Origin of the sequence: uncultured Pseudoalteromonas sp., from assembly GCF_963922945.1 — a bacterium.
GTDB lineage: Bacteria > Pseudomonadota > Gammaproteobacteria > Enterobacterales > Alteromonadaceae > Pseudoalteromonas.
This window is the reverse complement of the sequence record NZ_CAWUKC010000072.1, coordinates 1-20,077: the sequence shown is the minus strand read 5'-3', so window position 1 is coordinate 20,077 and position 20,077 is coordinate 1. Positions and strand designations below refer to the sequence as shown.

20 protein-coding genes, 2 tRNA genes and 1 pseudogene are annotated in these 20,077 nt (G+C 41.2%); 17 read left to right on the top strand and 6 right to left on the bottom strand.

Translation table 11 applies throughout. The annotated features are described in order from the left end of the window. The 4 genes and pseudogenes from AABI99_RS14040 to ung all read left to right on the top strand — a co-directional run. A pseudogene (locus AABI99_RS14040) lies at window positions 1-666 on the top strand (cobyric acid synthase CobQ); the annotation flags it as partial. Beyond that, complete coding sequence (gene cobO / locus AABI99_RS14035) at window positions 656-1,255, top strand: cob(I)yrinic acid a,c-diamide adenosyltransferase (RefSeq protein WP_338366511.1); 600 nt, start codon at window positions 656-658, stop codon at window positions 1,253-1,255. The pseudogene AABI99_RS14040 and the gene cobO, both read left to right, overlap by 11 nt. Further along, window positions 1,255-2,115: a cobalamin-binding protein gene (locus tag AABI99_RS14030; protein WP_338366510.1), complete on the top strand. Its 861-nt coding sequence runs from the start codon at window positions 1,255-1,257 to the stop codon at window positions 2,113-2,115. Before cobO ends, AABI99_RS14030 begins: the two co-directional genes overlap by 1 nt. After that, window positions 2,112-2,774, top strand: a complete 663-nt coding sequence (ung, locus tag AABI99_RS14025) for a uracil-DNA glycosylase (RefSeq protein ID WP_338366509.1) — start codon at window positions 2,112-2,114, stop codon at window positions 2,772-2,774. Before AABI99_RS14030 ends, ung begins: the two co-directional genes overlap by 4 nt. 61 nt (window positions 2,775-2,835) lie before the next feature. On the opposite strand, the gene AABI99_RS14020 is transcribed toward ung, so the two are convergent. Together AABI99_RS14020 and tal are read right to left on the bottom strand one after the other, a co-directional pair. Continuing rightward, window positions 2,836-3,024, bottom strand: coding sequence for a DUF3545 family protein (locus tag AABI99_RS14020; RefSeq protein ID WP_338366508.1), 189 nt, complete (start codon window positions 3,022-3,024; stop codon window positions 2,836-2,838). Window positions 3,025-3,211: 187 nt separating this feature from the next. Further along, window positions 3,212-4,162, bottom strand: a complete 951-nt coding sequence (tal, locus tag AABI99_RS14015) for a transaldolase (RefSeq protein WP_338366507.1) — start codon at window positions 4,160-4,162, stop codon at window positions 3,212-3,214. A gap of 253 nt (window positions 4,163-4,415) precedes the next feature. Here tal and yaaA point away from each other — a divergent pair, with 253 nt between their 5' ends. Further along, window positions 4,416-5,195, top strand: a complete 780-nt coding sequence (gene yaaA / locus AABI99_RS14010) for a peroxide stress protein YaaA (RefSeq protein WP_338366506.1) — start codon at window positions 4,416-4,418, stop codon at window positions 5,193-5,195. Window positions 5,196-5,316: 121 nt separating this feature from the next. Continuing rightward, a complete protein-coding gene (locus tag AABI99_RS14005) occupies window positions 5,317-6,264 on the top strand; it encodes a mechanosensitive ion channel family protein (protein WP_338366505.1) in 948 nt (315 codons plus the stop codon). Between the two features lie 639 nt (window positions 6,265-6,903). On the opposite strand, the gene AABI99_RS14000 is transcribed toward AABI99_RS14005, so the two are convergent. Both AABI99_RS14000 and srmB read right to left on the bottom strand, forming a co-directional pair. Further along, on the bottom strand, window positions 6,904-7,224 hold the full coding sequence (locus AABI99_RS14000; protein WP_338366504.1) for a BON domain-containing protein: 321 nt from the start codon (window positions 7,222-7,224) through the stop codon (window positions 6,904-6,906). A gap of 223 nt (window positions 7,225-7,447) precedes the next feature. Further along, window positions 7,448-8,677 (bottom strand): ATP-dependent RNA helicase SrmB, encoded by a 1,230-nt coding sequence (srmB, locus tag AABI99_RS13995; protein ID WP_338366503.1) that lies wholly within the window; start codon window positions 8,675-8,677, stop codon window positions 7,448-7,450. 76 nt (window positions 8,678-8,753) lie between these two features. Between srmB and AABI99_RS13990 the strand changes: the two genes are divergently transcribed. Both AABI99_RS13990 and AABI99_RS13985 read left to right on the top strand, forming a co-directional pair. After that, window positions 8,754-9,452, top strand: coding sequence for a methyltransferase (locus AABI99_RS13990; RefSeq protein WP_338366502.1), 699 nt, complete (start codon window positions 8,754-8,756; stop codon window positions 9,450-9,452). Between the two features lie 51 nt (window positions 9,453-9,503). Then, window positions 9,504-9,950, top strand: a complete 447-nt coding sequence (locus tag AABI99_RS13985) for a DUF2147 domain-containing protein (protein ID WP_338366501.1) — start codon at window positions 9,504-9,506, stop codon at window positions 9,948-9,950. Window positions 9,951-9,952: 2 nt separating this feature from the next. Here the strand turns inward: AABI99_RS13985 and AABI99_RS13980 are convergent, their stop codons facing one another. Beyond that, window positions 9,953-10,867: a LysR substrate-binding domain-containing protein gene (locus AABI99_RS13980; protein WP_338366500.1), complete on the bottom strand. Its 915-nt coding sequence runs from the start codon at window positions 10,865-10,867 to the stop codon at window positions 9,953-9,955. 192 nt (window positions 10,868-11,059) lie between these two features. Here AABI99_RS13980 and AABI99_RS13975 point away from each other — a divergent pair, with 192 nt between their 5' ends. Beyond that, a complete protein-coding gene (locus AABI99_RS13975; RefSeq protein ID WP_338366499.1) occupies window positions 11,060-12,007 on the top strand; it encodes a DMT family transporter in 948 nt (315 codons plus the stop codon). Window positions 12,008-12,041: 34 nt separating this feature from the next. Here AABI99_RS13975 and fldB read toward each other — a convergent pair whose 3' ends face one another. Next, complete coding sequence (gene fldB, locus AABI99_RS13970; protein WP_338366513.1) at window positions 12,042-12,563, bottom strand: flavodoxin FldB; 522 nt, start codon at window positions 12,561-12,563, stop codon at window positions 12,042-12,044. A 106-nt stretch (window positions 12,564-12,669) separates the two neighbouring features. Between fldB and xerD the strand changes: the two genes are divergently transcribed. The 8 genes from xerD (at window position 12,670) to AABI99_RS13930 (ending at window position 19,879) form a co-directional block, all read left to right on the top strand. Continuing rightward, entirely contained in the window at window positions 12,670-13,596 is a 927-nt protein-coding gene (gene xerD / locus AABI99_RS13965) for a site-specific tyrosine recombinase XerD (protein ID WP_338366498.1), read from the top strand. A gap of 60 nt (window positions 13,597-13,656) precedes the next feature. Next, on the top strand, window positions 13,657-14,385 hold the full coding sequence (gene dsbC, locus AABI99_RS13960; protein WP_338366497.1) for a bifunctional protein-disulfide isomerase/oxidoreductase DsbC: 729 nt from the start codon (window positions 13,657-13,659) through the stop codon (window positions 14,383-14,385). Between the two features lie 76 nt (window positions 14,386-14,461). Beyond that, complete coding sequence (gene recJ, locus AABI99_RS13955; RefSeq protein ID WP_338366496.1) at window positions 14,462-16,183, top strand: single-stranded-DNA-specific exonuclease RecJ; 1,722 nt, start codon at window positions 14,462-14,464, stop codon at window positions 16,181-16,183. A gap of 144 nt (window positions 16,184-16,327) precedes the next feature. Beyond that, window positions 16,328-17,426, top strand: a protein-coding gene (prfB, locus tag AABI99_RS13950; RefSeq protein WP_338366495.1) for a peptide chain release factor 2 whose coding sequence is annotated in 2 segments (ribosomal slippage) — window positions 16,328-16,402 and window positions 16,404-17,426 — 1,098 coding nt in all. Because the reading frame shifts where the segments join, the coding sequence is not laid out codon by codon here. A 26-nt stretch (window positions 17,427-17,452) separates the two neighbouring features. After that, window positions 17,453-18,988: a lysine--tRNA ligase gene (lysS, locus tag AABI99_RS13945; protein WP_338366494.1), complete on the top strand. Its 1,536-nt coding sequence runs from the start codon at window positions 17,453-17,455 to the stop codon at window positions 18,986-18,988. Window positions 18,989-19,368: 380 nt separating this feature from the next. Continuing rightward, window positions 19,369-19,551, top strand: a complete 183-nt coding sequence (locus AABI99_RS13940; protein ID WP_338366512.1) for a hypothetical protein — start codon at window positions 19,369-19,371, stop codon at window positions 19,549-19,551. A gap of 128 nt (window positions 19,552-19,679) precedes the next feature. Further along, a tRNA-Ser gene (locus AABI99_RS13935) sits at window positions 19,680-19,772 on the top strand. Window positions 19,773-19,802: 30 nt separating this feature from the next. Then, window positions 19,803-19,879 (top strand) — tRNA-Arg (locus tag AABI99_RS13930). Window positions 19,880-20,077 lie beyond the last annotated feature (198 nt).

Here is a 20,077-nt window from a genome sequence, read left to right as displayed (position 1 = left end):
AATGTAAATTATGTACGCCACACTCACGCGATCCCACCGGTTGATTTAATCATTATACCTGGCAGTAAAAATGTGCTTGGTGATTTAGCTTTTTTAAAAAACGAAGAATGGGATACGCAAATAAAACAACACGTACGTTACGGCGGCAAAGTGCTTGGTATTTGTGGCGGTATGCAAATGTTAGGGAGTGCAATTTTCGACCCTGACGGCGTTGAGTCATCGCTTAAAGAAGCCCAAGGGCTTAGCTTAAGCGACTTTAAAACTACGTTGAGCACTCAAAAAGTTCTGACTAAGATAACCGCAACGATGCAGTTAAATGATAATAAAACCCGATGTAGTGGTTACGAAATTCACGCGGGTATTAGTGAAGGCGTCGCACTTAATAAGCCATTTTTAACGTTTAATGCGCATCCTAATGGGTTTTTAAGCGATGGTTTCATCAGTGACGACAATGCTGTAGCAGGCACTTATTTACACGGCTTGTTTGATGAACCTGCTGCTACAGAGCAAATTTTGAACTGGGTAAAACCACAGGCCACAATAAAGCCTATTAGTATTGCTAAGCACCGAGAACAACAGCTTGAGCGCTTAGCCACTGTATGCGAAGCGCATTTAAACATACAGCACATTATATCAATTTATGAAGGACACAATAATGATAGATAAAAGCAACGATAAACATCAGCAGCGCCAGCAAAAAGTAAAAGAACAGGTAGATGCCCGCGTTGCCGCAGCGCAAGAAGTAAAAGGTATATTTCAAGTAATTACAGGAAATGGTAAAGGTAAATCTACCTCAGGGTTTGGCGTGGTTGCGCGCTGTGTAGGCCATGGTAAAAAAGCCGCTGTGTGTCAATTTATTAAAGGCACATGGGAGTGCGGGGAGCGTAACTTATTACAAGGCGTGGGCGTTGAGTTTGTTGTAATGAATACCGGTTTTACATGGGATACACAAAACAAAGAAGCCGACACTGCAGCCGCGCAGGCAACATGGCAAGAGTCTAAGCGCATGTTGGCCGATAGCAGTATTGATTTAGTGTTACTTGATGAGCTTACCTACATGGTGACTTATGGTTATATAGACCTCGATGAGGTAGTGAACGCGCTAAATAACCGCCCTCCTATGCAGTCGGTTATTATTACTGGACGCGCAGCACATCGTACGTTAACAGACCTTGCCGATACGGTAAGCGAAGTGCGCAATGTTAAACATGCCTTCGACTCAGGTATTAAGGCGCTTGAAGGATTTGATTACTAATGTACAACGCGTTTTTTGCTGCACTTCTGTTTTTGTGTTTAGGGGGCAATGCAGCAGCTAGTGATACAACTACGCAAGATAAACTACGTGTTGTTGCACTGGCTCCCCACATAGTAGAAAACCTATTTGCTATAGGTGCGGGGAGTAATATTGTTGGCACTGTTGATTACGCCGATTACCCAATTGAAGCTAAAAGTATTGAGCGCATTGGAGGTTACCATGGTATTTCCCTTGAAAAATTATTAGCGCTAAAACCTGATTTAGTGATTGCGTGGAAAAGCGGAAATCAAAGTGAAGATTTAGAGCAAATAAAGCGCTTAGGTATTGAGGTTCACTTAAGTAATCCAACCACAATTAATGCCTTGGCAAAAGAGCTAACAAAACTGGGGCAATTAACGGGGTATGTTGAGCAAAGCCAACAAGTGGCTGAGGCTTTTACAAATAAGTTAACTGCTATTAAAAGGCGCTATCAAAATAAGCAACAGCTCAGTGGATTTTATCAACTTTGGGCTGAGCCTATGATGACTGTAAATAATAACACATGGATTAATCAACTTATTGAAATTTGCCAAGTAAGCAATGTGTTTGCACATAACCCCACTGATTACCCGCAAATAAGTATTGAAAACGTGGTGATTAAAAAGCCACAAATTATTATTATTCCTGATGAACACGCAGAGCAGCCACAAGCTAAAATTAATTGGCAAAAATGGCCAGAAGTCCCAGCTGTAAAGCACAATCAATTTATACGCGTTGATGCCGACTTACTGCATAGATTTACCCCTCGTATGCTAGATGGACTAGCCGATATGTGTGATAAAATAGATGCATCACGCAAAAAGGTTAAGAGTATACAATGAGCGATTGGTCAGCTTTTTTAGAACATGAATTACAGCAACCTTATATGCAGCAAACACTGGGTCATGTTGCAAAGCGCCGCGAGGAAGGGGTTGCAGTTCACCCACCAGAGTCACAAGTATTTAGCGCCTTTGAAGCTACAGCCCTTAATAATATTCGTGTGGTTATTCTAGGCCAAGACCCATATCACGGGGAAGGCCAAGCCCATGGATTATGTTTTTCTGTGTTACCAGAGGTTAAAAAGTTACCGCCGTCATTAAAAAATATGTACAAAGAATTGGCAACGGATATCCCAGGTTTTGAAATACCGACTCATGGCTATTTACAAAGCTGGGCAGAGCAGGGCGTGTTTTTACTCAATACAGTATTGACCGTTGAGCAAGGTCAAGCGCACTCGCATAAGCATTTAGGGTGGGAGCAATTTACCGATAACGTGATAGCCCATATAAATGCGCACTGCAAAGGAGTCGTGTTTATTTTATGGGGTGCTCACGCACAAAAAAAAGGTAAAAATATTAACGGCGCTTGCCATCATATTTTAAAAGGCCCACACCCATCGCCGCTGTCTGCGCATCGTGGCTTTTTTGGCTGTAAGCACTTTTCGCAAACTAATGAAATATTACAAGCCCAAGGCGATAAGCCCATTAACTGGCAGGTTTAATTGATATAGTAAAAAGGCTTTCATACGTGAAAGCCTTTTGATTAGTTGATGTGTATTAAAGTTAAAAATCTAGCTCATCAATTTCAATACTGTCTGTAAAAAAGTCTAACTCCTGTAGTTCTTTACGTAACCGTTGTTTGTCTTTTATGGCCTCAATTTCACGCCATTTTCTCTTTTTATTTTTTGGGGAGGTTTTTCTTGTTGTATCAGGACCTTCTAATATCTCTAATATATCGTTTAGGCTATCCATGACTATCTCCTATTGATTTTAGTGAACCTCGGGGATACCTATACCACAGGCCCAGCAAAAATAGAATAAAAAAGTGACAAGTTTGTTACATTAATGTGATTAATTAATTAAATTAGACAGTCTTAATATATTTTTTGCATAAAAAAACGCCGCAAGTGCGGCGTTTATTAAAAGTAATTAGCGCGAATTACATTGCTTTAAAGCGTGCTTCTAGCTGCTCTTGTGCATCTGCAAACGAGCGGATACCTTCAGCTAGCTTTTCAGTTGCCATTGCATCTTGGTTATGTAACCAACGGAATTGCGACTCAGTTAGTGGAGTTGGCTTTGGCTCTTTTGGAATATCACTGTGTAGTAAGTATTCTTCTGCGCCTTCTAAATTGCCTAAATCTTCTAGCAGGTTAGGGCTAATTGTTAGCTTGTCACAACCTGTTAGTGCAATGATTTCGCCGGTATTACGGAAGCTTGCACCCATAACAACGGTTTTATAATCATGGCGTTTGTAAAACTCAAAAATGCTACGTACAGATTGAACACCTGGATCTTGTAGTGGATCGGTTGGCTTTTCCATACCATTTGCTACGTGCCAATCTAAAATACGGCCAACAAATGGCGAGATTAAAAATACGTTAGCATCGGCACATGCGCGCGCTTGGGCATCGCTAAACAATAAAGTAAGGTTACACTTAGTGCCTTCTTTTTCTAGTTGCTCTGCAGCTTTAATACCTTCCCATGTAGAGGCAACTTTAATTAAAATTTTGTCTTTGCTTACACCTTCTTTTTCGTAAAGGCTAAGTAGAGTATGTGCTTTATCAATAGTTGCTTGGGTGTCGAATGATAAACGAGCATCTACTTCGGTAGAAATGTAACCAGGCACAATTTCGCTAATTTCTTTACCAATTAATACGGCAAAGTAATCACATGCAAGTTCTAGCTGCTTAGCTGAATCTTGCTCTGTTTCTTTTGCATAGCTCCAAGCTTTATCTAAATAAGGCTTGTAAGCTTCAATCTCACTCGCTTTTAATAAAAGCGACGGGTTTGTGGTTGCATCTTCTGGTTGATGCTTTTTGATCGCTTCAATGTCGCCAGTGTCGGCTACGATAGATGAATGTTGTTTTAGCCTTTGTAGAGCGCTAGTCATTTGCCTTCCTCATTCCAAGCAAGTTAAAAGAAAATCTAAACTACCTTAATATAAGTATTCAATACTGCAACAGTGTGACAATGCTTGATAGGTCTTATGTCCTTATCAATAGAAAAACGACGATGCATGATTTATTAAGGTAGGATTTAGGCCATTGCGATTAATTTTCAATGGTATTTATAAACAAAACGTGCTTTTCGTCTCATTTAATGTTGAAATTGACATTAAATAAATTACAAGTCAATAGCTAACTATGATCACTGTTATTTCACCAGCAAAAAATCTTGATTACGAAACGCCACCCGCAACAGATAAGTTCACTCAACCTGAATTACTAGAGCACAGCGAAGAGCTCATGAAAGTATGCCGTGAACTAACGCCAGCGCAAATTAGCAGCCTAATGAAAATTAGCGATAAGCTTGCAGGCCTAAACGCTGCGCGCTTTAGCCAGTGGTCGCAACCATTTACGCAAAGTAATGCTAAACAAGCAGTACTGGCCTTTAACGGCGATGTGTACGGTGGTTTAGATGCCGCAACACTTACTGCAGCTAACCTCGATTATGCGCAAAGCCATTTACGTATACTTTCAGGTTTATACGGCTTATTAAAGCCGCTTGATTTAATGCAAGCCTATCGCCTCGAAATGGGCACCAAGCTTGATAATCCTCGCGGGAAAAATCTGTATGAATTTTGGGGCAGCATTATTGCCAATAAATTAAACGAGGAATTAAAAGCGCAAGACGCACAGTACCTCGTTAACCTTGCATCAAACGAGTACTTTAAAGCGGTGGATAAAAAAGCACTCAATGCGCAAATTATTACCCCGCATTTTAAAGACTGCAAAAATGGCCAATATAAAGTAATTAGCTTTTACGCTAAAAAAGCGCGCGGCATGATGGCCCGTTACATTATAGAAAATCAAGTAACGCAGCTTAGCCAATTAAAAGAGTTTAGTGTCGCGGGTTATTATTTTAGCCCAGAAGCAACCACTAAAGAGCTTGAGCCTGTATTTATGCGCGATGAGCAAAACTAAGTACATACTCAGTAAATAATGAGTTAAAAAGCCATGCAATGCATGGCTTTTTTTATGCTGGCGCTAAACTTGCTAACTTCATCTACTATTAATGAAATAAAAAATAGATAGGTGTAAAAATATGATCAGCATACCTTCAGTAGCCGAAGCCGAGAAACTCATCGAAGAAAAACTCGGCGGGTGGTTTGATGTGGTTATAAGCCATATCCCAAACTTTATTGTGGCTGTGGTGATAGCCATTGTATTTTCAATCATAGCGCGCTTTGCCGGTCAGCTGATGAAAAACCTATTAAGGCGTTCACTCGACTCAAAACAAATAGCCGACCTGATGGCCTCTATTTTTAAGGTTGTGGTGTTATGTGTGGGCTTGTTTATCGCACTTGATTTTATGGGCCTAAAAGGCACAGTAACATCGCTGCTCGCAGGTGCAGGTATTGTGGGTTTAGCTATTGGCTTTGCTTTTCAAGACATGACCGAGAACTTAATTGCCGGTATTGCGATGGGCATACGCAAACCATTTAAAGCAGGGGATGTAATTGAAACCGATGACGTATTTGGCTCGGTGCATTCAATAAATCTACGTAACACGCTCATAGAGAGCTTTTACGGGCAATTAATCCTAGTACCAAACAAGGTATTATTTAGAAATGTATTAAAGAATTACACTACGTTAGGTGTTAGGCGTATAGAAGTACCGGTTGGTATTTCGTACGGCGACGACATCGAAAAAGCCAAAGAAGTGATAGTAGATAAAATTAATGAATTTGATTTTGTAATACGCAAAGACGAAACCGCCGTATACGCAGAAGGTTTTGGCGACAGCAGTATAAATTTACTGGTGTGGTTTTGGATTAAATATCCAGATGAGCCAGACTTTATGACAGTACGCCACAAAGGCGTAGTCGCTGTTAAGCAAGCCCTTGATGACGCCGATATTAGTATTCCATTCCCAATACGTACATTAGATTTTGGTATAAAAGGCGGCGAAAAACTCGATGCTATGATAAGCGATAAAATAAACCAACAGTCACCCAAACAACAAGGTGACAGTAATACGGGTTTAAACTAGCCCAGTAATAGTTACCCACTAGCAACGCATTTTTACAAAAAAATGCGCTGCTAGTCATTTTAGGCCACGTAGTAAAGTGGGGCTACTGCACTCTTTTAATACATTTATTTTAAGTTAAGGCGTATTAGCTTTTTGCTACCGTCTCATTTTATTACCTTTTCATCTATCTTACCTGCAACAGAGCCTGTATAGACTTTTATAATATCTATTTCACTTATTTACCCCTTATCCTTTGCGTAGTTATTAAAAGGGCTAACAGTAGTAAATAAACCGTTTCATGTATTAGCTTCCTTATGTAAGTGATGGGGTATTTGCATACGTTAAGCCATATATTATTAACTGTTATCCATGGTGAGCTTGATTAGCAAACACTTGTAGATTGTCAATGGTATTAAAAATGCGCTGATTATATGAACTCTACAGCCTTGCTGTAGCATTATTTTATCAAAGCTGTAGTAGGTCACTAATTTAAAAGAGTGGGAAAGGACGGCTAAGTGTTTGCTCTATTTTTAATAGGGGAGCAAAAGCTGGAAGTTTAGATACTAAAGTGAGTTATTAAGCATAAAAAAGCGCGGCTTGTGTTGGAGAAACAAGCCACGCAGAGGAAGAAGTTATATAAACAAATATTGTAATGCGGTATTAAATAACACTAATTTTATTACGGATAATTTTAACGCCATCCATATTTTCTAAAAACTTTTGCGCAAGTGCACGCTGAAAACCTGTTTGCGCTTCACCGTATAGGTCAACTTCACCGTCTTCAACCTGCACGCGAATATCGCTTAATGCCAAATTAGGGTTGGTGCGTAACATATTGGTGATTGTTTGTTGTAAGTTAGGTTGAGTAGCCACACTGCTTACTACGGCTAAGTTAGGTGCTGCACTTACTCTTGTAGCGCAAGCTAATAAAAATAAACAACAAAATGATACTAAAGCAATAGTTAACTTAAAGCGGTTCATAACTTTATCCTTACATTACGGTTAATTGTGCAGCGATTCTTAGCTGAGTTACTTTCTCAGTTACAATTTCGATGCCAATTTTAAGATTTTGAAATGTAAGGGTATTTTGTTTTATGAAAATTCAGATGAGCAATAATTACATTTTTATGGGAATGAGTTACATGCTAGGGTTACATTTGTAACAGGTACAAACAAGCCGGCAGTGGCCGGCTTGTTTAGGGGCTTATTTCTTTTTACTTTTAGCTTTGGCTTTTTTCTTTGCCTTCATTTTTACAGGGTCTTTACGCTTTTTAGCCGGTGGCTTGGCTTCTTTATGCTGTGGTTCAAGCCCTTTAATTACGCGACGTTTAAGTTTTTGCTCTGTGTATCGCTCAATCTTTAATAAAATGCCAATGTCGTGCGCTTCAACTAATGAGATCGCAATGCCTTTTTTACCGGCACGGCCAGTACGCCCAATGCGGTGTACATATACATCTGCTGTGCGTGGCATATCAAAGTTAATTACATGGCTAATGTCTGACACATCAATACCACGCGCTGCAACATCGGTTGCTATTAATATGCGTGTTTTACCACTGTGGAAGTTTGCCATGGCTTTCATGCGTTTGTCTTGTGGCATCTCGCCACGAAGCCACGCTGCCTTTACGCCGTTGTTAGTCAGCTCACCAATGAGCGTTTCTAAGCGCTCACGGGTTTTAACAAATACAATTGCTTTAGTTACATCTGGGCCGTTTAAGGTATTTACCAATAGCTCAAGCTTATGATGATAATCATCGGCAAGGTGAATCCATTGATGAATTTTTGCTTTTTCTTTACGCGACGACTCTGCCTCTAGTAAAGCGGGATCGTTTAAAATGTGCTCTGCAAATAACTCAACGCTATCGCCTTCTAAAGTCGCAGAGAACAAAAAGCACTGACGACGGTTTTTAGCCTCATCGCATATACGTAGCATCTCTTTTTTAAAGCCCATGTCTAGCATGCGGTCAGCTTCATCAAGAATAAGCATTTCTACGTTCTCAGCGTGGAAATTTTCGGTTTCAAGGTATTCCATTAAACGCCCAGGTGTGGCGATTAAAATATCGTTATTACTTTCAAAAATCTCTTTATGGGTACCGTAGTTTATACCGCCTGTTACAACACCAATTTTAAGATGAGTCCCTTTTGCAAGTAGCTCACATTGTTCATGAATTTGATAAGCCAGTTCACGGGTTGGGGTCATTATCAACACACGTGCAAAACCTGGATCGCGACGCGGGAAATCCATTAAATATTGGATAGCAGGTATTAAAAATGCCGCAGTTTTACCTGTGCCAGTCGGTGCTGATGCTAAAATATCGCGACCTTGCAGCGCTTCAGGAATGGCTTGTTGTTGAATGCTGGTTGGTGTCTCGTAGCCCATTTTAGTAATGGCGTTGAGTAGTTTAGTATCAAGATCAAATTCAGAAAATTGCATAGAGTGTCTAAAATAAGGGACAATTACCTGCAATTATACGCGCTATACGCCAGTTGGTGAATGAAAAGGTGAAAAAATGTCAGGGTTTACGTTTAAACAATTTAAGGTTGAGCACGATCAGTGCGCCATGAAGGTCTCAACCGATGGCATTTTACTTGGTGCATGGGTCAAGTTAAACGGTGCAAAATCACTACTTGATATAGGAACTGGCACCGGTTTACTGGCGCTAATGTGTAAACAGCGCGAGCCAATATTAAATATTACCGCCGTTGAAGTTGATGAAGCCGCTTACAAGCAAGCACAGCAAAATATAGCTAAAAGCCCGTGGCCAACTATTACTTTAGCGCACACATCAATACAAGCGTTTAAACAATCTACGTCATTTGATGTTGTGATTTCTAACCCACCTTATTTTAATAACAGTTTAAAAGGCGATAACGACGCACGTAACACCGCCCGCCATACTGATGGCTTAAGCTTCAACGAGTTAATAGATGCCTATATGCGTTTAAGTCATGAGCACTCGTGCTTTAACGTTATTTTACCCAGCACTGAGGCAGGTTTATTTATTGAATTGGCAAAACAAAACGGGCTTTATTTAAACGCGCACTGCCAAGTAAAAACCACACCCAGTAAAGTATTTAGCCGCAGCTTAATGCGCTTTAGTACGTTAAAAACCGTACCAGAGCAATCACAGCTGTGCATAAGAGATGAGCAAAACAACTATAGCCATGAATACATTGCGTTATGTAAAGCGTTTTACTTGAAGATGTAATGTTAATTAGACTCTTGTTATGATGAAAAAAAGTTTATAGGAACTACGTAAATGAAAATAATAAATAAAGCGGGTGTGTTAAGCATGCTTGCAAGCGCTTTAATTGTAAGCCAAGGTGCGCTTGCAAACATGAGCCCAGTGGGACTGTGGAAAACTATTGATGAAGATACAAACGAAGCTAAATCTTACGTACGCATAACACAAAAAAATAATGTGCTCAGTGGTAAAATAGCTTCTATTTTAGACCCAACTAAACAAGAAGATATTTGTAAAGAGTGCGATGGCGCGCTAAAAAATCAGCCTATTTTAGGCATGACCATAATCACTGATGTAAAGGAAGAAGAGGATGGCGTGTGGGGGGATGGCGAAATACTTGACCCAACGAATGGTAAAACCTATACCGTGCAATTAACGCCACAAGATGACGGCAAAACGTTAGAAGTACGCGGTTATATTGGCTTTTTTTACCGTAACCAGTATTGGCAGCGAGTCGAGTAGTGCTACTCGCTGGCTGTTTTTAAAAACTCACGTTTAAGCCACGTTTGTAACGCACTCACTTGAGGGTGATTAAGCATGGTGTGGCTTGTTGCAAAATAAAATTGTTGATACGGATTAATTATGCTTTTACCTATTTGGATGAGCATACCGTGCTTAATATCGTCACATACAAATTGTTTGTGAGTAACTAAAATGCCCAGCTGGCGCATAGCTGCTTGCGTTGCTTGCACCGAAATATTAAACGTTAAGTTATTATGTTGCTTAGGCTGCGCTAAATTATTGGCCTCGCACCATGTTTGCCAATCGTTTTGTCTACGCGGGTTGGTAACATATATAGCTTTAAAGCGCTCAAGTAAGTTTTGCGCGGTTAACTCATCTTTATTTAATCCAGCTAAAAGCTGCGGATTACATACTAAAATTAGCTGATCGTCGGCGAGTTTTTCACAGTGATATTTTTGCCATTTATCGGGCTGGCCATGAATAATTGCGGCGTCAATCCCTTCACGCTCTAAATCAAACTCACCCACCAAGTTAGAAATACGAATATCGCTATTTGGTGAAATACGCTGAAAATCGGCCACTCGAGGGATCCACCAGTGTAGCGCTAACGAATTGACCATATTGAGTGTTAAATAGCTTGATTCATTTGTTGTGTTTCTGGCTTCATGGCTGGCAGCTAAAATTTCGGCTATGGCTGGAGCTATGCGTTTGTAATAGCGCTCACCCACAGGGTTTAGCTCAACACGGCGACCAATACGATCAAATAGCGGCGTATTTAATTGCTGCTCTAACGCTTTAATTGCTTGGCTTATTGCTGAATGGCTAATACTGAGCTGCTCGGCTGCTAAAACCATACTGCCAGTTTCGGCAACAGCAATAAAACTATAAAGAGATTTTAGTGGTGCGGATTTGATCATAGCTTACCTTTTAACAGTTAAGTTTTACTTACAGGTTAGTTTAATATTATTCGCTTTTAAATTTATAAAGTACACGTAAAATTAGCGGCATAAAAGCCAATGCCAATTTTTTGAAAAATAATAAATAGATTAAAAAAATTAAGCCTTTAATTTCGCTTTTTAAATTCATTTTTTATTCAAAGGATAACTGCGGTGTCGTCAAATTCTCGTGCTAGTGTATTTATGCTGCTCTCTACATTTACCTTGGCGCTAAATAGCTTTATAGCCAAGTTACTTACCGATTACTTTAGTACTAGCGAAGTGGTTTTTTTACGCGTGTTTTTACCCGCTGTTATTATGCTGCTGCTTGCGCTGGGGATTCAGTGGCAGTGGCCTAATAAATCAGCTTGGCGAACATTTACTGTGCGTGCTCTATTTATTGTGTTGTGCCAAAACTGCTTTTTAGTGGCGCTAAACACGCTAACGCTGGTGGAGGCAGTTATTTTATTTAGTACTGGGCCATTGTTTATACCCCTAATAGAGCGCGTGCTTTTTAAAACTAAATTAAATTGGTTATTGCTACCTACAATGGCGCTTATGTTTGCGGGTGTGATTATTCAAAATATTCATAGTGATGGCATTCAATGGCGTTGGAGCTTATTAATTGGCCTGGGGGCGGGGGTTTTTAATGCTTGCTCGCAAATCACCTTGTTTCGAGCCAGTAAAATTAACCTACCGATGATGGTTATTAACGGTTGGAGCTTTACATTGGCCTCTTTATTTATGGTGCCGGTATTAATGTTTACTTCGGGCGAGGCTAGTTTTTACCAAGGCTTTGCAATCGATATAGGCAATTATAGTTTGTTGTTAATGGTGGCATTAATTGGGCTGTCGACCGCCGCAACGCAGTTTTTTAGAGGTAAAGCATACCGATTAGCGAGCTCTAACTCGCAACTAGCGCCGCTTATTTATTCTAACTTATTATTTGCGTTGTTATTTCAGCTTGTTTTTTACGATACAACGTTAAGTTTACCGCAAGTAATAGGGTCTGTACTTATTGTGCTGGCATGCATTATTAATACTTTTGCGCCCAAGTGGTTATCGCAAAGGCAAGCCAAAATGCGTGAAAAAAAGTGCGCTAAAAAGCTTGGGTATGTGTAGCACGTTGGCCTAAACATGGTTTAGGCCAAACTCGTTATAGCGTTTCGCTGTACTCTGTCATAATTTGTTCAACCCAGCTGGCTATGCGCTCATCGCTTAGCTCGTATTGGCTGTCTTCATCAAGCGCAAGTCCTACAAAGTGTTTGCCATCAGGGGTAAGCGCTTTTGACGCTTCAAACTCGTAGTTTTCATCGTTTGGCCAAAAACCAAGTTGTGTAAACGACTGTGTATTAATTTCATCGTGAAGCATACCAAGGGCGTCTTGAAACCACTGCCCGTAACCTTGTTGGTCGCCCATGCCAAATAAAGCAATGGTTTTACCATTTAGGTTTACGTCTTTAATGTCGTCCCACTTAGACTCCCAGTCTTCTTGTATTTCACCAAAATCCCATGTTGAAATACCAAAGATGATAAAGTCGTACTGCTCTGCATTTTTTAGTGGTTCGTCTTTAATATTGTGTAAGGTCACTATATCGGCGCCAATAAGGTCGCGGATTTTTTCTGCTGCCATTTCTGTGTAGCATGTAGTAGAGCCAAAAAATAAACCAATCTGCATCGTATTTATCACTGTGTAATTGCCTGTTATGATAGGGCGCAGTTTACCGTAAGGTATTTTTAATTGATACCTTCTACCGTGGGTATTACCAACATGAGATCACAACGTGACAACGCGACCTGACGATTTACCTGAGCAAAATACTGAGCTAAACAGCAACAGCGACTTTTTAGAAACCTTTTTAGATAGCTTGTATTTAGAACAAGGTGTAAGCGAAAATACTTTAAGTGCGTATCGCAGCGACCTAGATAAGTTTTGCCAATTTTTAAAAGGCGAAAACTTAATGACGGTAACCAGCTTAGATATAGAAAGTTACCTAGCACACCGTGTAGATTTAGGGTTAAAACCACGCAGCACCGCACGCAGCATAAGCGCATTAAAACGCTTTTATCAGTACTTTGTGCGCGAAAAACGTATCGCCAGCTCACCGCTTGAAAATATAGCCCAACCTAAAGCGGGTCAATCGCTACCTAAAACGCTCTCAGAGGCTGAAGTAGAAGCATTGTTGAGTGCGCCCAATATTGAAGAGCCCATGGGCCTGCGCGACAAAGCTATGCTTGAGCTGCTTTATGCAACGGGCTTACGTGTTACCGAACTGGTAGGGCTGCGCATGGAGCAAGTTAATTTGCGCCAGTCGGTTGTGTTTGTAAAAGGTAAAGGCAATAAAGAGCGCTTAGTGCCGCTTGGCGAAGAAGCCATGTATTGGCTTGAGCAGTTTTTAAAAGGGGGGCGTGCGCAAATGATCAAACATGCCACCGATTTTGTGTTTCCTTCAAAACGGGGTGTAGGTATGACCCGACAAACCTTTTGGCATCGTATTAAACACTATGCTATTTTGGCGTCTATTGAGTCAGATTTATCGCCGCATACATTGCGTCATGCTTTTGCAACACACTTACTTAATCATGGTGCCGACTTAAGAGTAGTACAGATGATGTTAGGGCATAGCGATTTATCAACAACACAAATTTACACCCATGTTGCTAATGAACGATTAAAATCGGTACATTCAGAGCATCATCCGCGCGCTTAGTATGAAATTTTATATCGGCTTAGCGGTCAATTTAGTATGAATTATTAATTAGAGAAAATTATGAAAAAATTAATGTTAGCAGGTGCAATGTTGTGCACAAGTATCAGTGCATTTGCAAATGGTGTAGCCACAACGCCAAATGCTGATGACCCAATTGTTACTAAATTTGCCACGTTAGGTGTAACCGTTAAGCAAATAAACCCAAGCCCCGTTGCCGGTTTAAAAGAGCTGATCACAAACAAAGGTGTACTTTACGCTAGCCCAGACGGCCAGTTTTTAATGCAAGGCACGCTAATTGATTTAGAGAACCGCAGCAACTTAACTGAGCAAGCGTTAAATGGTGTACGTGTGGAAGGCGTAAAAGAATACGAAGATTCAATGATTGTTTACAAAGCGCCAAACGAAAAACATCAAATTACCGTATTTACCGATATTAGCTGTGGTTACTGTCGTAAATTACACCGCGAACTAGACGACTTACTAGATGCGGGCATTACTGTTCGTTATTTAGCGTTTCCGCGTGGTGGATTACAAGGTTCGGGCTACGCCGATTTAATGAACGTATGGTGTGCACGCGACCAACAAGAAGCACTGACAGAAGCTAAATCGGGCGAAGACACTAAAGTGGTTGCCGGTTGTAGCGCACCAGTAGCCGAGCATTACCAGCTAGGCCAAAGCTTTGGTATTAGCGGTACGCCAGCCATTATTTTAGAAGACGGTACAATGATCCCTGGCTATCAACCTGCAGCCGCACTAAGTGCAGCGCTTGAGGCAAACAAAGCGTCTTAATAAGGCGCTTGCGTTTATTAAAAGGCCGTAATGGCCTTTTTTTGTTTTTATTTTGAATTTATAAGTAAACCTCAGCATGAAAAAACTGATCATTGCGCGCGAAACGGTAGACGATTCTTACCTGCCAAGCGACTTGCACCCTGTTATTAAGCAAATTTATGCCACACGTAACGTGCAAAATGCACACGAGCTAAATAATAGTGCTGCTACGCTCATCGACTTTAAGCTGTTTAAAGATATCGACAAAGCCACCGAGCTATTAATTGATGCGCTGAATGCGCAAAGTCGCATTTTAATTGTTGGCGACTTCGATGCCGATGGCGCAACCAGTACGGCCACCTTAATGCAAGGTTTAGCCATGTTTGGCTTTAACAACTTAGACTACCTAGTACCAGATAGATTTAGTTTAGGTTATGGCTTAAGCCCCGCACTTGCTGAACAAATTGTTGATATAAAACCAGAGCTGGTTATTACGGTAGATAACGGTATTTCGTGTATTGCAGGCATAGACATATTAAAAAAAGTGGGCATTAAAGTACTGGTAACAGATCACCACTTGCAAGGGGAGCAGCTCCCTAATGCCGATGCCATTGTTAACCCAAACCGCCATGATTGTAGTTTTCCATCAAAATCTATAGCCGGTGTAGGCGTTGCCTTTTACTTGCTTATAGCCCTTAGAAGCACGCTGCGTGAGCAAGGCTACTTTGAAAACCACGCTATGCCAAACTTGGCCGACCTACTTGATATAGTTGCCCTAGGTACTGTGGCCGATGTGGTTGCGCTTGATGCAAACAACCGCACTTTAGTGCACCAAGGTTTAGCGCGTATTCGCAGTGGTAAAACACGCCCAGGTATAACAGCACTTATTGAAGTGGCTAACCGAAATGCAGCGCGCCTAAGCGCCAGTGACTTTGGTTTTTCGCTTGCGCCGCGTTTAAATGCCGCAGGGCGATTAGACGATATGAGTTTGGGTATAGCGTGTTTGCTAAGTAACGATATAAACCAAGCAAGGCGCATTGCCAGCGAGCTCGATAGCTTAAACCATGCGCGGCGCGAAATAGAGCAGGGCATGCAAGCCGAGGCGCAAGCTGTGCTTGATAGGCTTGCATTTAATAACGATAACATCCCAGACGCTATTTGTTTATACCAAGAAGATTGGCACCAAGGTGTGATTGGTATTTTAGCGGGCCGCTTAAAAGAAAAGTACCACCGTCCAACGGTTATTTTTGCTGGTGGCGAAAATGGCGAAATAAAAGGTTCGTGCCGCTCTATTGAAGGGCTGCATATGCGCGATTTACTCGAAGGGCTAAATACTGCCGATCCGCACTTAATTAATAAATTTGGTGGCCACGCTATGGCGGCAGGGTTGAGTATTGATGAGCAAAACTTTAATGACTTTAAAAACGCATTTGATGCCGCGGTAAGTACGCAGTTAAGTGAAGAAAGCAAACGCTGTATTGTATTTACCGACGGTGAGCTGCCAAATGAGTGCTTTACCATGGACTTTGCTCAGCTATTAAAGCAATCAGGCCCATGGGGGCAGGAGTTTCCTGAGCCGGTATTTGAGCACACCTTTGAAGTTATTCAACAGCGTATAGTAGGCGAAAAACACTTAAAACTGGTGCTTAAACATCAATCTGGCCGGCTAGTGGATGCCATTGCATTTGGCATTGATGTAAAAGCATGGCCCGACACCGAAGCTCGTTATGTCAAAGTGGCTTATCAGCTCGATATAAACGAATTTAGGGGCAAGTTTAGCCTGCAATTAATAGTAAGAGAGCTTGAAAAAGTGCATTAAAAAATATGCACAATGCATGCATAAAAGGCTAATAAAACGCGCGTTTTTTTGTTAAAATCGGGCGTTTTTATCATTTGACGATAATTTATTGCGTTTAGTGCTAATTTTAGTGCGCAATAATCTAGCCATTTTGGAGTAATGTACATGTTTGAAGTGAATCCTGTGATTAATCAAATCAAGGAAATTCGCGAACGTACTGAACTGCTTCGGGGGTACCTTTGACTACGCTCACAAACAAGAGCGCTTAGAAGAAGTAAACGCCGAACTTGAAGATTCAGCCGTATGGAATGAACCTGAGCGCGCACAAGCTCTTGGCCGTGAAAAATCAGCATTAGAAGCCGTTGTTGAAACAATCGACAACCTAGTAGCCGGTGCTGACGACGTAGAAGGTTTATTAGAGCTTGCAGTAGAGGCCGAAGACGAAGACACCTTTGTTGAAGCACAAACTGAACTTGAAGGCTTAAATAAGCAGCTTGAGGGTTTAGAGTTTCGCCGTATGTTTTCGGGCTCTCATGATGCAAACGACGCTTACCTTGATTTACAGTCTGGGTCTGGCGGTACTGAAGCGCAAGACTGGTGTAACATGTTATTACGCATGTATTTACGCTGGGGCGAAGCGAAAGGCTTTAAAGTTGAGCTAGTAGAAGCAACCGACGGCGATGTAGCCGGTATTAAAGGCGCAACAGTGCGCTTTGTAGGTGAATACGCTTATGGTTGGTTGCGTACAGAAACCGGTGTACACCGTTTGGTACGTAAAAGCCCATTTGACTCAAGCGGTCGTCGTCATACCTCGTTTGCCTCTGCGTTTGTTTACCCAGAAGTAGATGACAATATTGAAGTTGATATTAATCCGGCTGACTTACGTATAGACGTTTACCGTGCATCGGGCGCGGGTGGTCAGCACGTTAATACCACCGAGTCGGCAGTACGTATTACTCACGTACCGACCAATACGGTTGTACAATGTCAAAACGAGCGCTCGCAACATAAAAATAAAGCCCAAGCAATGAAGCAGTTAAAAGCTAAATTATTTGAGCTAGAACTTCAGCAGCAAAATGCTGAAAAGCAATCGCAAGAAGATGCAAAATCGGATATTGGCTGGGGAAGCCAAATTCGTTCTTACGTACTTGACGATGCGCGCATTAAAGATTTACGCACTGGCGTTGAAAACCGTAATACGCAATCGGTACTTGACGGCAACCTAGACAAATTTATTGAAGCCAGCCTAAAATCTGGCCTATAACCACCAAGCTAAAAAAGAGCTAAAAAATGACTGATCAAATCCAAGACGAAAATAAGTTAATCGCTGAGCGTCGCGGCAAATTAGACGCTATTCGCGAAAATTGCCCAGCCAACGGTCATCCTAATCAGTTCCGTCGTGAACATTACACGGCTGATTTACAGGCTGAGTTTGGTGATAAGAGTAAAGAAGAATTAGTAGAGCTTCAGCACGTTGTATCAATTGCAGGCCGTATTTTAGCTAAGCGTGGTCCTTTTATGGCCATTCAAGATATGAAAGGCCGCGTGCAAGCTTACGCATCTAAAGATGTACAAAAAGACTTAAAAGCAAAATACGGCCAACTAGATATTGGCGATATTATTGGTGTTAAAGGCGCACTTAATAAATCAGGTAAAGGCGATTTATACGTAGAAATGACCGAGTACGAGCTACTTACTAAGTCACTACGCCCATTACCAGAGAAGTTTCATGGTTTATCAGATCAAGAAACCAAGTACCGCCAACGTTATGTTGATTTAATTACTAACGAAGCAACGCGCGAAACATTCCGCATTCGCTCTCAAGTAGTTGAAGGCATTCGTCGCTTTTTAGCAGAACGCGACTTTATGGAAGTAGAAACGCCAATGCTACAGGTTATTCCTGGCGGTGCATCTGCGCGTCCGTTTGTAACTCACCATAACGCACTTGATATAGACATGTACTTACGTATAGCGCCTGAGCTTTACCTTAAGCGTTTAGTGGTAGGTGGTTTTGACCGCGTATTTGAAATTAACCGTAACTTCCGTAACGAAGGGTTATCAACGCGCCATAATCCAGAGTTCACTATGATTGAATTTTACCAAGCGTATGCTGATTACATCGATTTAATGAACATCACCGAAGACATGCTACGTACAGTGGCAACAAACGTTTTAGGTAGCCCAATTGTAGTTAATACCACTAAAGACGAAAACGGCGAAGTTATCGACTCAGTAGAGTACGACTTTGGCAAACCGTTTGAGCGCCTTAGCATGGCTGATGCCATTTTGAAGTTTAACCCTGAGTTTGATGCTGCGGTATTTAACGACCCAGAAAACCACTTTGAAGAATTAAAAGCGTACGCTAAGCAAGTACACGTTAAAATTCCAGAAAATTGCGTATGGGGCCCAGGTAAGTTTTTATGTGAAATATTTGAAGAAACGGCTGAGCACATGCTCATCCAACCTACATTTATCACAGGTTACCCGTGGGAAGTATCGCCACTGGCACGCCGTAACGACGAAAACCCATTTGTTACCGACCGCTTTGAGTTTTTTGTTGGCGGGCGTGAGCTTGCAAATGGCTTCTCGGAGCTTAACGATGCACAAGATCAAGCTGAGCGCTTTACTCGCCAAGTTGAAGAAAAAGACGCTGGCGATGATGAAGCAATGCATTACGATGAAGACTACATTCGCGCACTAGAGTACGGCTTACCACCTACTGCCGGTGAAGGTATTGGTATTGACCGCTTAGTCATGTTATTTACTGATTCGCCAACCATTAAAGATGTTATTTTGTTCCCGCATATGCGCCCACAAGCTGACTAAGCTTAAACTAACAAAATAAACTCTAAAAACGCCGCTAAATTTTAGCGGCGTTTTTGTACCTATACACATATTTACATATATAGGGAAGGCTAAACAGGTGTGTAAAAAATAAATAAAAGAAGTGGAGAGTTTTTAGCTTTTTAATTAATTGGTACTAAACTTAAAATTTAAAGTAACCATTTATGGTTAATTCAGATGGGGCTGTTTAATGTAGCTCTATATTAAGTAACCCTGATTTTAGCGCTACAACGTTATTTGTGATTGTTGTTTAAATAAATTGTTGTATTTATGTAAAAAACTTGGCTAGAATACGCCAAAATTTTGAGCGGGGTTAAATTAGCACGCTAAATATGCATTCTCAAATGGACTTAGAATATATTATGAAAGACAACCAAGCTGAAGAATCAACAGAAACTGACACCATAGAGCAAAAGCGACAAGCTTATTATCGAGCCTGTATTGCTGAGTTTCAGCAATTAGGTTACCAAGAGCAATATTTGGCACAACTTAAGGATGATTTAGTGCCAGTAATGGGTGTTGCCCCCTCAGACGAAAATTTTTAAATCGCTTATTTTTCAAACCAATTATTTAATTAAAGCTGACTTATGCACGTTCTGTAACCAGATAGTTATTTTTGGCATAAAAGTGTTTGACATATTTTCTGAAATCTTTATTATACGCCCCACAAGACGGAGAGGTGTCCGAGTGGCCGAAGGAGCTCCCCTGCTAAGGGAGTATAGAGTTTGTAGCTCTATCGAGGGTTCGAATCCCTCCCTCTCCACCATTTTATGGCTAGTCTTGTAAAGTAAAGAATGGGCGCATAGCTCAGCTGGATAGAGTACCTGGCTACGAACCAGGCGGTCGGAGGTTCGAATCCTCCTGCGCCCACCACTCTTTACACACTCTGCTTAGAGTATAAACAAGTTAAAGTGTTTGGTTTGTAACCAAATTGGTCGGAGGTTCATTCTTACAAGATACGTCCTACTTCCAACACTTTTTAACACTCTGCTAAGAGTATAAACAAGCAAGCTGTAAAAGTGGGCGCATAGCTCAGCTGGATAGAGTACCTGGCTACGAACCAGGCGGTCG

Coding starts and splice junctions, on each gene's coding strand:
- tal (WP_338366507.1), bottom strand. CDS start 4,162: ATGACTAGCGCTCTACAAAGGCTAAAACAACATTCATCTATCGTAGCC.
- srmB (WP_338366503.1), bottom strand. CDS start 8,677: ATGCAATTTTCTGAATTTGATCTTGATACTAAACTACTCAACGCCATT.
- ung (WP_338366509.1), top strand. CDS start 2,112: ATGAGCGATTGGTCAGCTTTTTTAGAACATGAATTACAGCAACCTTAT.
- fldB (WP_338366513.1), bottom strand. CDS start 12,563: ATGCAGATTGGTTTATTTTTTGGCTCTACTACATGCTACACAGAAATG.
- recJ (WP_338366496.1), top strand. CDS start 14,462: ATGAAAAAACTGATCATTGCGCGCGAAACGGTAGACGATTCTTACCTG.
- AABI99_RS13990 (WP_338366502.1), top strand. CDS start 8,754: ATGTCAGGGTTTACGTTTAAACAATTTAAGGTTGAGCACGATCAGTGC.
- AABI99_RS13980 (WP_338366500.1), bottom strand. CDS start 10,867: ATGATCAAATCCGCACCACTAAAATCTCTTTATAGTTTTATTGCTGTT.
- AABI99_RS13985 (WP_338366501.1), top strand. CDS start 9,504: ATGAAAATAATAAATAAAGCGGGTGTGTTAAGCATGCTTGCAAGCGCT.
- dsbC (WP_338366497.1), top strand. CDS start 13,657: ATGAAAAAATTAATGTTAGCAGGTGCAATGTTGTGCACAAGTATCAGT.
- lysS (WP_338366494.1), top strand. CDS start 17,453: ATGACTGATCAAATCCAAGACGAAAATAAGTTAATCGCTGAGCGTCGC.
- cobO (WP_338366511.1), top strand. CDS start 656: ATGATAGATAAAAGCAACGATAAACATCAGCAGCGCCAGCAAAAAGTA.
- AABI99_RS13940 (WP_338366512.1), top strand. CDS start 19,369: ATGAAAGACAACCAAGCTGAAGAATCAACAGAAACTGACACCATAGAG.
- AABI99_RS14005 (WP_338366505.1), top strand. CDS start 5,317: ATGATCAGCATACCTTCAGTAGCCGAAGCCGAGAAACTCATCGAAGAA.
- AABI99_RS14020 (WP_338366508.1), bottom strand. CDS start 3,024: ATGGATAGCCTAAACGATATATTAGAGATATTAGAAGGTCCTGATACA.
- AABI99_RS14000 (WP_338366504.1), bottom strand. CDS start 7,224: ATGAACCGCTTTAAGTTAACTATTGCTTTAGTATCATTTTGTTGTTTA.
- yaaA (WP_338366506.1), top strand. CDS start 4,416: ATGATCACTGTTATTTCACCAGCAAAAAATCTTGATTACGAAACGCCA.
- AABI99_RS14030 (WP_338366510.1), top strand. CDS start 1,255: ATGTACAACGCGTTTTTTGCTGCACTTCTGTTTTTGTGTTTAGGGGGC.